The sequence below is a fragment of the Pontiella desulfatans genome (assembly GCF_900890425.1).
GTDB lineage: Bacteria > Verrucomicrobiota > Kiritimatiellia > Kiritimatiellales > Pontiellaceae > Pontiella > Pontiella desulfatans.
In genome coordinates, this window is the sequence record NZ_CAAHFG010000003.1 from 297,509 (window position 1) to 308,332 (window position 10,824).

The 10,824-nt window shown below is 56.6% G+C and carries 11 protein-coding genes; 4 read left to right on the forward strand and 7 right to left on the reverse strand.

All coding sequences use genetic code 11. The features are described from left to right. Positions 1-92 precede the first annotated feature (92 nt). Positions 93-1,346, forward strand: coding sequence for a bifunctional folylpolyglutamate synthase/dihydrofolate synthase (locus E9954_RS22300; RefSeq protein ID WP_136081497.1), 1,254 nt, complete (start codon positions 93-95; stop codon positions 1,344-1,346). A 45-nt stretch (positions 1,347-1,391) separates the two neighbouring features. Here the strand turns inward: E9954_RS22300 and E9954_RS22305 are convergent, their stop codons facing one another. The 7 genes from E9954_RS22305 to E9954_RS32705 all read right to left on the reverse strand — a co-directional run bounded on the left by E9954_RS22305 (position 1,392) and on the right by E9954_RS32705 (position 7,806). Continuing rightward, positions 1,392-2,072: a response regulator transcription factor gene (locus E9954_RS22305; RefSeq protein WP_136081498.1), complete on the reverse strand. Its 681-nt coding sequence runs from the start codon at positions 2,070-2,072 to the stop codon at positions 1,392-1,394. Positions 2,073-2,148: 76 nt separating this feature from the next. Continuing rightward, positions 2,149-3,777 carry a sensor histidine kinase gene (locus tag E9954_RS22310; protein WP_136081499.1) on the reverse strand — a complete coding sequence of 543 codons (1,629 nt, stop codon included), beginning with the start codon at positions 3,775-3,777 and terminating at the stop codon, positions 2,149-2,151. A gap of 6 nt (positions 3,778-3,783) precedes the next feature. Beyond that, positions 3,784-4,470 (reverse strand): hypothetical protein, encoded by a 687-nt coding sequence (locus E9954_RS22315; RefSeq protein WP_136081500.1) that lies wholly within the window; start codon positions 4,468-4,470, stop codon positions 3,784-3,786. Further along, positions 4,467-5,297, reverse strand: coding sequence for a M13 family metallopeptidase (locus E9954_RS22320; protein WP_136081501.1), 831 nt, complete (start codon positions 5,295-5,297; stop codon positions 4,467-4,469). The genes E9954_RS22315 and E9954_RS22320 overlap by 4 nt, the downstream gene beginning before the upstream one ends. Before the next feature lie 21 nt (positions 5,298-5,318). Continuing rightward, complete coding sequence (locus E9954_RS22325; RefSeq protein ID WP_136081502.1) at positions 5,319-6,038, reverse strand: carbohydrate binding domain-containing protein; 720 nt, start codon at positions 6,036-6,038, stop codon at positions 5,319-5,321. Further along, positions 6,035-7,459, reverse strand: coding sequence for a right-handed parallel beta-helix repeat-containing protein (locus E9954_RS22330; RefSeq protein WP_136081503.1), 1,425 nt, complete (start codon positions 7,457-7,459; stop codon positions 6,035-6,037). The genes E9954_RS22325 and E9954_RS22330 overlap by 4 nt, the downstream gene beginning before the upstream one ends. 182 nt (positions 7,460-7,641) lie before the next feature. Next, a complete protein-coding gene (locus E9954_RS32705; RefSeq protein ID WP_168442505.1) occupies positions 7,642-7,806 on the reverse strand; it encodes a hypothetical protein in 165 nt (54 codons plus the stop codon). A 311-nt stretch (positions 7,807-8,117) separates the two neighbouring features. On the opposite strand from E9954_RS32705, the gene aroB reads away from it, so the two are divergent. The 3 genes from aroB (at position 8,118) to E9954_RS22345 (ending at position 10,814) form a co-directional block, all read left to right on the forward strand. Beyond that, entirely contained in the window at positions 8,118-9,185 is a 1,068-nt protein-coding gene (gene aroB / locus E9954_RS22335; RefSeq protein WP_222847282.1) for a 3-dehydroquinate synthase, read from the forward strand. Positions 9,186-9,266: 81 nt separating this feature from the next. Continuing rightward, entirely contained in the window at positions 9,267-10,391 is a 1,125-nt protein-coding gene (gene dprA, locus E9954_RS22340) for a DNA-processing protein DprA (protein WP_136081505.1), read from the forward strand. 27 nt (positions 10,392-10,418) lie between these two features. Then, positions 10,419-10,814 (forward strand): GxxExxY protein, encoded by a 396-nt coding sequence (locus E9954_RS22345; protein WP_136081506.1) that lies wholly within the window; start codon positions 10,419-10,421, stop codon positions 10,812-10,814. Positions 10,815-10,824 lie beyond the last annotated feature (10 nt).

Below are 10,824 nucleotides of genomic sequence, written 5' to 3' on the forward strand. Positions count from 1 at the left end.
GCAAAATTAGCAACGAATGAATGTAAAGCAACGAATTAGGAGTGATTGGATTCGTTGCTTTACATTCATTCGTTGCAGGTAAAATTTTCCGGATGAGTGATTCGTATAAGAAGCTGTTTCAACGAACCACCGCGGGGATCAAACCCGGGCTGGATGTCATCGCGGCATTGCTGGAAGCGCTCGGTAATCCGCACCATCGGCTCGCGGTGCTCCACGTGGCCGGCACCAACGGCAAGGGCTCCGTCTGCGCCATGCTCGAATCGGTGTTGCGTGCTTCCGGCTTCAAGACCGGCCTCTACACCTCGCCGCACCTCATCGACTTTTCGGAACGCTTCGTGGTTGATGGGAAACGGATTCCCGAAGATAGGCTCAACGACTATATCTGGCTCATGGAGGAAAAGGCCGACGCGGTGGAGCAATCAACCGGGCTTCGCGGAGCCACCTTCTTCGAAATGTCCACCGCCATGGCCTTCCAATATTTCGCCGACGAAAAAGTGGATGTCGCAATCATCGAAACCGGCATGGGCGGACGGTGGGATGCAACCAACGTCGTGATTCCGCTCGTATCGGTCGTCACGCACATCGATATCGACCACACCAACTTCCTTGGCGACACCATCGGAAAGATCGCCGCCGAGAAAGCCGGCATCATCAAACCCGGAAGGCCCGTGGTCTCCGCGCAGCAATGCGCCGACGCCCTGGCGGAACTGCGGCAGATGGGCGAGCCCGTCATCTGCAGCGCGGAAGCGGTGTCGGTGCTGAAGATCGGTGAGCCGCAACGGCTGAAAATAGAAACCCATTCGCGCAACCTGCCGCCCATCAACCTGCCGTTGCTCGGTGGGTGCCAGCGCGAAAACTGCGCCGTTGCCGTTGCCGCGCTTGAAGTGCTGGCGGACATCGTTGATTTCGAACCGGCCTTCAAGAAAGGGTTGGAGTCGGTGGAATGGGGCGCCCGGTTCCAGACGCTTCTAACGGAACCCCTGATGATCCTCGATGGCGCCCACAATCCATCGGCGGCCCGGGCTCTGGCCAAAACACTCCGGGAACTCCATTCCGGGAAACAGATCGGTTTCATTTTTGGATTTCTCGAAGACAAGGAGTCGGTGGAATTCCTGCGCGAGCTCAAACCGCTCGCCTCCAAGGTGTGGACCCTTCCCATCGATGCGCCGCGCGGCATCACGGCTGAACAAGCCGCCGTTCAATGCCGGGTCGCCGGCCTCGAAGCAACGCCAGCCGGGCCTTCCACGGCATGGGATTCCGCGCGGGAGTGGGCATCCGCCGATCCCGATCGCCTGATCGTCATCACCGGTTCGCTCTACCTGAAGCAGGCCCTGTCAGGTATGTAGTCCCGCCTTCAGGCGAGCCGCTTGAAGGCGGAACTACAAACCTTTCTACGTACCCATTTTCAGTTTATAGCCCTTGCCGTAGACCGATATCAGGTGTTTGGGATGTTTGGGTTCGGGTTCGATCTTTTGGCGGAGTTTGACGATGTGGTTGTCGATGGTGCGGTTGGAGGGGAAGGCCTCCATGCCCCAGACGGCATCGAGAATGTCGGCACGGGAAAACACGTGCCCGGGATCGGAGGCGAGCAGTTGCAGGATGTCGGCCTCGTAGCGTCCAAGCTCCTCCTCGTTGCCCCCCGAGGAAACGCTTAGCTTCCTGAAATCGATCAGCGCATTTCCGAGCTGCAGGGTCGCGATGCCCGAACCGGGCGCGGTGCGGTTGAGCACGGCCTTTACGCGCGCAACCAGTTCAAGGATGCTGAACGGCTTCACCACATAGTCGTCGGCGCCCAGGCCCAGGCCGCGTAGCTTGTCGGCTTCGGCCGAGCGGGCGGTGAGGAAGATGACCGGCGTGCGGTCGGCGTTGGAACGGAGCTGCTCGAGAACGTTGAAACCGTCGATGTCCGGCATCATGACATCGAGGATGACGAGCGCGTATTTTTCTCCGAGCAACCGGTCGAGGGCGTCCTGTCCGCCGTAGGCGCAATCCGCCTTGTAGCCCTCGAACTCAAGGTTGTCGCGGATGGCATTGGCCATCGCCTTTTCATCGTCAACCACCAGTAGCTTCATTGCTGTCCTTTCCCTGTCGTAGAAGCGGTGCCCTCACCGCTTGGAGGCCTTCGGGAATGCGATGAGGGCATCGCATCTACGAAACTAATCGAACGGTAAATATCGATCCTTGCGGTTGGTTGTCGGTCACTTCGATGGTTCCACCCATTTTATCCGCCAGGCGTTGCGCAATACTCAAACCGATCCCGCTGCCGCGCCGCGCCGTCACCTTGCTGTCGTCCGAACGGACAAACTCCTCGAAAATGTGTTTCTTGAGTTTGTCCGGTATGCCGATGCCTTGGTCGGCAACGGTCAGGATATTCCAACCCTCGCAAACGTCCAGCCCGATCCGAATGGTTTTGGCGCCGTCGGAATATTTGATGGCATTGTCGAGCAGGTTGAAAACAATCTGTGAATAGGCGAGGCGATCAACGGTGCCCATGATGCCTGGGGGGATGCTCCTTTCGAGCGTGAATCCCTCCTGCATGAGCCGGTCGTTGAAGGCATCCATCGTTTGTTCCGTGAGTTCGGACAGGTTGACGTGTTCGGGATGGATTTGGAGTTGGTCGCGTTCCATGCGCGAAAAATCCAGCACGTTGTTCACAATGCCCGTCAACCGTTCGGCTTCGGTGAGAAGCGTCTGGTGGTATTCCGCAACCTTCGCTTCCGGCACGCGCCCATGTTTCAGCGTTTCCGCATGCAGGCGGATCAGCGAAAGCGGGGTGCGCAACTCGTGCGATACGGTGGCGATGAATTCGGTTCGCATGGCATTGAGCCGCCGTTGTCGGCTCGCTATGGCCATGGTTCCTGAAACCAGCGCACTGCCCATCCCCGCCAGGATAAGCAGGATGATGTTGCCGGCCCGGTATTGCCTGCGAATGTCGGTTTTTGCCTCGTCAATCGTGGAGTCGGGAAGCACGAAATAGTGTCCCGGTAGTATTTCCCGGTGGATCAGTCCGCTGGGTTCGGTCTCAAGTGTTGGTTCGGATTTATCCCTGAACCGAATGGTATGGAGGACGGCTAGGCCGTCATTTCTGATTGAAAGAATTTCGTCGTCGATCAGGACTCGCCGGGCTCCATTGCGGTTAATCAGCTGGTGGTCTATCGAAGCGGCTTTTTGTTGAAGTTGGGAAAGCCGCTTGCGGACATAAGCACCATGGGCATCGGATTCGGAGAGCAGATTGTTGAAAAACTGTTTTTGGGGTTCGGTCAACGAAATGTCGGAGCGGTTGATCTGATACAGGATCCGGCAGGCCGTTAGATTGTCCTTGCGGTATTCGTGCAGGTTAAACAGAGCACCGATTTTTTGATACAGATCGTCAGGTGTTTTCGCCTCCAGTCTGGCCGCTGTTTCAAAATAGGGAATGGCTTGCCAGTCCGGCATGAGCGAGAGGCCTTGTGCAAAAGCCTCATCGGCCACCTTCCGGGAGACCGGTGGTGGCGGATCAACGACGCACGCCGGCACAACACGCTCTTTGGATATGATGAACAGGTCATGGGCCAAGGCTTGCGGTGTATCCAATGTATCGAACATGCTTTTTTCGGCAGATTCGATATGGCTTATCAAAGCATCGGCTTCGGCGTTGAATCCTTTGATGGCTATCGATTCCACAACGGATGCAGAGGATTCGTAATTCTTCCGGTTCAGCAAAAATGCGGCAATGAACAGCCCGGCCATGAGCATGGCCAAACCAATATTCAGTAGCTTTGGAAGCCGGGCGTTCATTTTGTTCTAGTGGATCGTGTTGTCGGTCACGTAAAGGGCGAAGAGCACGTCCTGCTTGAAGAAAAGGCGCAGTCCGTTCTTGGCCAGGTAGGCCTGTCCCGCCCATTTTCCGCCGGTTGCCAGATAGAGCGTGTCTTCCTCCCAGTCGATGCGATCCGCCCGGATGGTTTTTTTCGGTTGGCCAAGAATTTTCAGGGCGTCGTCCAGCGAGATGCCGTTGCGGATTCCCCCGGCATCGTAGGCCTTGGAACCCTCGAACCTAAACTCCTCCACCCGGTTGTCTTTCATCAGGATCGTGAACTTTTCAGGATACAACATCACATACACGGTCGGCAGGTTGTCTTTCGTGAAGCGGTCCTGGCCATAGACATAGCTGTTGGGTTCTCCGAAAACGCGGGTCACGTCGTCGAGCGTTCCGCGCTTCATGTCGAAGCCATCCACCTTGGCCTGCAACGGGGTGTGGTCTTCAACGGAATACAGGAAGCGCATCCGATCCAGCGTGTTGAGGATCGTTGCCCGGTTTTCATCGGTGGCCTTGGTCGCCGCGATCCGCCGGTAGAGTACCAGCGCCTGTTCCGTCTGTCCCTTGGCGGTTTCGAGGAAATAGGCTTTTTCGTAGAGCTGGGAAAGGTCATCCGCTTGGGCAAAGGAACTAATCAATAATGGAAGTAGGGCATACATGATGATTTTCATTGCTGGATCTCCTGCGATCGAGTTGGGTTGTTGCCGGGCATGAAATCCTTGTTTAGATAGAGGCCGTAGACCTTGCCTTGGGTGAAAAAGAAGCGAACGCCATATTTGGTCGGATACGAATGAGCTCCATTTTTATAAATATTCGTGAAAAGTATCCCTTTTTCAACGTGGGGTGATTCCGCTTGGTCGCGGATCTCGTCCGGAGGGAAAGCTGCAACGACTTCTTCCAGCGTCGAGCCTATGGAAATCCCACGGATGCTGAAGTTCGGTTCCAGGAACCCAAGCTCAGTAATTTTCCCCATGGAAATCCGGATCGAAAACCCATTTGCATAGGTCATTGTATAGCCGGTTTCGGGCAGGTTTTCGCGGGTGAAGACCTTCTCGCTACCGACATAGGAGTCCGGTTCGCCAAAGGTATCGACTATACGGTCGAGGGTGCTGGGTAGAATGGTGAAATTGTCGACTTTCTCTTGCAGCGTTTTGTCCCTTTGTTTCTTGTGCAAGGTTAACATCCGTTGCAAGGATTGGATCAGGATCTGCCGATTCCCATCCGTGGCATTGGTCGCAATGATGGTTTTATAAACCTCCAGCGCCTCCTGGGTCTGTCCCTTGGCGGTTTCGAGGAAGTAGGCCTTTTCGTAGAGCTGCGAGAGGTCGTCGGCGAAAGAGGTAATTACGAGGGATAGAGCAATGAAGAGGATACAGGCGGGAGATAACGTGGAGGGTCGAGTTCCACCTCGACTGAATACGTTGGTGCAGGTTTTGGCGATGGGGTGGCCCGGGTGGAACCGGGCCCTCCATTGGTATTGTTCGGTATGATGGTTCATTTACACGATCTCCATACGAGGTTAGTCGACAAATTCAATGTTGATGTCGTCGATCCACAGCGTTCCGCTACCGCTCATCAGCGCACCAAAGTTAATGTTGTCCACGCCGGCCGGGATGATGAGCTCGAATGAATAATGCTTCCAGTCTTTGGAGCCTTTCAGTTGTTGATCGGCCATGTTGTAGAACGCGGCGGGTTTGTTGTCCTGGTCGGCGCGCAGCCAAAGGCCGGCCATGTTGGAGACGTCGTCGAGTTTCAGATAGCCACTCATCCGCACCTTGCGCCCCGCCAGCAGCTTGGGTTCGAGTGTTCCGGTGATGGTAGCGAAGCCGCCTTGCCCCGTCTGCCGGATGCGGCAGGTGTGGTTCCCATTTTTCTTCTCCTTGGAATCGATGGCGATTTCATAGCCGTTGCCTCCGCCGCCCCACATGGCTGGGTAGGGGTTGGAGGGCGCCATGGCTCCTTGCTCGAAATCCAGGTTCAGCTTAGCCAACGCCGCCTGCATATCTTCGCCGGTCGATGCTTCGTAGAGGACAAGCATGCGCCGCAAGGTTTTAATGATCGTCTCTTGGTTCCTGTCGGTGGCAGGTGTTGCCGCAATCTCGCGATAGATCTTCAGCGACGCCTCCCGTTCGCCCTTGGCGGTTTCGAGGAAATAGGCTTTTTCGTAGAGCTGCGAGAGGTCGTTGGCCGATGCGATAGATGCCAGTAGTAGCGTTGCTGCAATGATCGTCGTTTTCATTTGCAGGCCTCCTCGTATTTTTTCCATAGCGTTGAAATAACGTCGGGGTTCACCAGGCCGTGCCCTTCGGATTTGACGGTCTTGTTGCCCGCGGAAAAGTCGCCGTTCTTGGCATCGGCAAACTTCGGGTCCTCCATGATCGTGGAGGAGGGGAGGTCGTAGTCGGTGCTCGGTTGGCCGTTGCCGTGGAAGGTGTTTTTGCCCACCTTGAACTTGGTGCTGCCCTCTTCGAACACGGCGAAGCCGGTTTTTTCATTGTTGGCGATGATGTTGTTCTTGACGGTGATTTGGCCGTAGTAGCGGGTATCGATTCCGGAAAACCCGTTGCCGAGGATGACGTTGTTTTCGATTTCGATGTCGGACGAGGCGAAGGTACTGATCCCGCAGCCGTTTTCGACGATGGCGGTGTTCGTGATTTCTCCGTGGGTGGTCTTGTTGCCGAGATAGATGCCGCGGTTGCGGTTCTTGACGATCAGGTTGTTTTTCAAATGGATCGTTCCGCCGGTGGAACGAACGCCGTGTTTCGCCGAGCCTGCGAAAATAGAATTCTCGATCGCCACTTCGCTGTCCGCATGCGACATGAACCCGCAGTCCGCCGGATTCTTGACCAGGCAACCCTTAACAAGCCCCTCGGTTCCATCGGCGAAAAAGATCGGATAGGCGTAGCCCTCGAACACACTATCCAGCAGCTGCACGTCCGAAAAGCCCTGCACATAGACCCCGAGCGGGCAGCGGTTCGCATCCTTCAAGGCCATGACGGCGCAGTCTTTCAACGTTGCCTTGGCATCCTGGACCAGCAGCGCACAACCCGGCGGATCGGTGCGTTCGCTGGTTTCGAGCTGGCTCTTCAGCGTTAGCGATGCAATCACCACCTCCTGCTTCTTCGGCACATGGATCAGCGGTTTATCGGATGTTGCTTCCAGAATCGAAGCACCTCGCCCGGCTCCTTGCAGTGTCAGGTTTTTTCCGAGAACAACCGTGCCTTCGTGTGTGCCGGCGGGAATGAAGACGGTTCCGCCCTCCGCCGTGGCATCCACCAGTTCCTGTACCGACGTATCAGTCTTCGACAGCAGCTTTTCATGGCAGTCGCGAATGGTGGCTTCGTGTTTGCGTTTCGTGCCGATGTCCAGCAGGCGAAGCAGGCTCTTCTTGATCGCCTCCTGGTTGGCATCCGTCGGCTCTTCATCCGCGATGGCGCTATAGATGGCCGCCGCTTCCTTGGCCTTCCCCTTGGCTGTTTCAAGGTAGTAGGCCTTTTCGTACTTTTGCAGCAGATCGTTTGCAAGGCCTGTGGTTGATAGGCTCAATGCCACGAGCAGCGGGAGCACCCCCTTTGGGTGCGGAGGATTGGCTCCGCATTTAAATGCCTTGCGTCCGGTTTCAAAGCGCTGTCGAGCCAGCGCACTCCAAAGTAAACTCATGATACACCTCCAGTTGAACGATGAAGGTAACGTACAACAAGCGAACGGGCAAATTGTCACGACAATGTAAAATGGCAGCGCAAAAAAAAAAGAACCGCCCGGCGGGCGGTTCTTGAATCTGTAGCCGCGATCCTTGATCGCGGAACGAGTTCATGGAACTCGTCTACAATCGACGAGGCCGATTAATGGCCTTCGTCGACAATGTTGCCGGCTTCAACCTGCTCGATGATCTTGGCATAGTCATCGTTCAGCGGGCAGCCGCACTTGTGGCCTTCTTCCACGGTGGCGTGAAGGCGGGCCTGTTCGATATGCCAGGTTGCAACTTTCAGATGCTGGTCAACGTTCATGTTTTTCTCCTTGGTTAGGTTGGGGCACTCTCAAGTAGTACCAATGCGGTCTAATATACATGCCCCGTTTTCCGGATCAACCCAGAAGTTCGATATTTTTTGACCAGAACTCCTTCGATAGGCGACCGCTGACGACGGCGGAGGCCCAGTCGCCATCGAGGACGAGGATCTTCCCCGTCGCCTTGGTGTTGCGTATTGCCCTGCGCCTGTCCCATGGCAAGCCCTCCAATACGAAATACGCAATACGAAATTGTTTGACTTGCCCCCATGCCAGCCCCTACACACTCCGAGCTATGTTATACGACGTACCAGTGAATCTAGGCGAGCGCTCCTACCAAATCCATATCGGGGCGGGTGTTTTGGACCGGATCGGCGGGCTTTGCGCCGATGTGGGTCTGAAGGGGAAATGTTTGGTGATCACCGACGAAAACGTGGGTGGGCATTATGCGGAACCCGTGCTGCAATCGTTGGAGGGCGCCGGTTTTTCGGCCCGCCTTGCCACGCTGCCGCCCGGCGAGCAGACCAAGTGCGGCGACCAGGTGTTTTCCCTATATAGTGAATGCATCAAGGCCGGGCTCGACCGAAAGTCGTTTGTCGTGGCGCTGGGCGGCGGGGTGATCGGCGATCTGGCCGGTTTCGTGGCCGCCACCTATTTAAGGGGCATCCCGTTCGTGCAGGTGCCGACCTCCCTGCTTTCGATGGTCGATAGCTCCGTCGGCGGCAAGACCGGCATCAACATTCCCGAGGGTAAAAACCTGGTCGGGGCCTTCTACCAGCCGCAGCTCGTGCTGGCCGACCTCGACACGCTCAAAACCCTCCCGCCGCGCGAATATGCCGCCGGCCTGGCCGAAGTGGTCAAATACGGCATTATCTACGACGCACCGTTCTTCAAGACGCTTGAAGAAAACATCCACGCGTTGGCCGATGTAAACAATTCGGAACTGCTGGCCAAGATGGTTGGGCGCAGCTGCGAGGTGAAGGCCGAGGTGGTGGCGCAGGATGAGCGCGAGGGCGGGCTGCGCGCCATTCTGAACTTTGGCCACACCGTCGGCCACGCGGTCGAGAATGTTGCCGGATACGGCACCTATGTGCATGGCGAGGCCGTGGCCATCGGTTCCGTCTATGCCGCCCGGGCTTCCGCCGAACTAACGGGGCTCTCCAAGGAAGAGACCGAACGGATCGAACAGATTTTCAAGGCCTTGGGCCTTCCGGTAACCGCCCCGGGCCTGGAATGGCCGGCCCTGCGCGAGGCGCTTACGGTCGACAAGAAGACCATTGGCGGCATGCCCAAGTTTGTCCTCGCCTCCGAAATCGGCGCCGTCACCTTCGGCAACGAAGTCCCCGAAGCCCTCATGGAAACCCTCTGGAACGGTTTGTGAACCACTAATTAACACTAATGGACACTAATCTCCCTACATCCGCAATTAGTGAAGATTAGTGAAAATTAGTGGTTGGAAATAATGCAGGATCGAGAAGCATATATTGTCTTGAACATGATCGAGGGGCTGGGGCCGGTGAGCGTCCGCCGCCTGGTCGATTGCCTCGGTTCGCCCAAGGCGATTCTCGAAGCCGACCGCGAGGCGCTGATGGAGGCGCGCGGCGTGGGCGAAAAGCTGGCTCTCAAGATTCTGGTTCAACGCGACTCGATCGATGTGGAGGCCGAGATGGAGAAGGCCGCCGACCTCGGCGCACGGATCGTGGTTCCGTTGGACGATGAATATCCGGAGGCGCTCAAGGCCATTCATGATCCGCCGCTGGCCCTGTATGTTAAAGGGCGCTTGCTGCCCACCGACTCAAAGGCATTGGGCATCGTGGGGTCGCGCTCGACGTCGCACTACGGCCTGACCGCCGCCGACCGGCTGGCCTATCAGCTGGGGCAGACCGGCTTCACGGTGGTTAGCGGCCTGGCGCGCGGAACCGACACGGCGGCGCACATGGGCGCGCTCAAGAGCAGCGGCCGAACCATCGCGGTGCTGGGCGGTGCGCTCGATTGCCTCTACCCTCCGGAAAACGCCGAGCTGGCCGGCCGGATTGCCAAGCAGGGCGCGGTGATCAGTGAATATCCGATGGGACGGCAGGCCGACCGCATGACGTTCCCCTACCGCAACCGCATCATCAGTGGTTTGAGCATGGGCGTGTTGTTGATCGAATCCGACCTCAAGGGCGGCTCGATGCACACCACCGAAGCGGCGATGGAGCAGGGGCGCACCGTCTTTGCTCTGCCGGGACGGATCGATACGCCCGGCGCCAAGGGGCCGCACTTCTTGATCAAGAACGGGGCCAAGCTGGTCGAGCGGCTCGACGATATTTTGGAAGAATATGAATTCCTGATTCCGCCCGGGGAGCTGGAGGCGCCGGCAGGGGCTCCTGCCGCCCGCCCCGACGTTCCGATGACGGAGCAGGAAACGCAGATTGTGGAAGCCCTGTGGCAGGAGCCGATGGATGTCGACTCCCTCGCCCGGGCCATCGGCCTGCAAAGCCACGAACTCAGTGGTTTGTTATTGGGATTGGAAATGAAGCGGGTCATCAAAACCCTGCCCGGCCGCATGGTCGAACTGGCGGAAGACCTTCGACGGATGCATTAACCACAAAGGAACTAAGGACTCTAAGAAATGGATTATGAACCGCTGACAGATGAGCTTGAACGAATCGGAAAGGAAATTGTCGATTCGGCTCATCGTGTTCATAAGGAATTGGGGCCTGGGTTGCTTGAGTCGGTTTATGAAGAGTGCATGGTCTACGACTTAAGGCGAAAAGGTTTGAAGGCCGAGACCCAAGTCGATCTTCCCATTGAGTTTGACGGCCATGTGCTGAAAGGGAATAAGCTAAGAATCGATATGGTGGTCGAGGGAAAGGTTGTTGTTGAAAACAAGGCCGTGGTCGAAATGATTCCGCTCTATGAAGCCCAGGCGCTGACCTATATCAGACAAGGGAAGATGCGGTTGGGGTATTTAATAAACTATAACGTAACTTTAATTAAGAACGGCATTAAGCGCTTCGTGATCTAGTCTTTGAGTC

What these genes read in the sequence shown, in the direction of transcription:
- E9954_RS32705 (WP_168442505.1), bottom strand. Translation starts at nt 7,806, where the DNA reads ATGAACGTTGACCAGCATCTGAAAGTTGCAACCTGGCATATCGAACAG.
- E9954_RS22315 (WP_136081500.1), bottom strand. Translation starts at nt 4,470, where the DNA reads ATGAAAATCATCATGTATGCCCTACTTCCATTATTGATTAGTTCCTTT.
- E9954_RS22310 (WP_136081499.1), bottom strand. Translation starts at nt 3,777, where the DNA reads ATGAACGCCCGGCTTCCAAAGCTACTGAATATTGGTTTGGCCATGCTC.
- E9954_RS22300 (WP_136081497.1), top strand. Translation starts at nt 93, where the DNA reads ATGAGTGATTCGTATAAGAAGCTGTTTCAACGAACCACCGCGGGGATC.
- E9954_RS22305 (WP_136081498.1), bottom strand. Translation starts at nt 2,072, where the DNA reads ATGAAGCTACTGGTGGTTGACGATGAAAAGGCGATGGCCAATGCCATC.
- dprA (WP_136081505.1), top strand. Translation starts at nt 9,267, where the DNA reads ATGCAGGATCGAGAAGCATATATTGTCTTGAACATGATCGAGGGGCTG.
- E9954_RS22345 (WP_136081506.1), top strand. Translation starts at nt 10,419, where the DNA reads ATGGATTATGAACCGCTGACAGATGAGCTTGAACGAATCGGAAAGGAA.
- E9954_RS22330 (WP_136081503.1), bottom strand. Translation starts at nt 7,459, where the DNA reads ATGAGTTTACTTTGGAGTGCGCTGGCTCGACAGCGCTTTGAAACCGGA.
- E9954_RS22325 (WP_136081502.1), bottom strand. Translation starts at nt 6,038, where the DNA reads ATGAAAACGACGATCATTGCAGCAACGCTACTACTGGCATCTATCGCA.
- E9954_RS22320 (WP_136081501.1), bottom strand. Translation starts at nt 5,297, where the DNA reads ATGAACCATCATACCGAACAATACCAATGGAGGGCCCGGTTCCACCCG.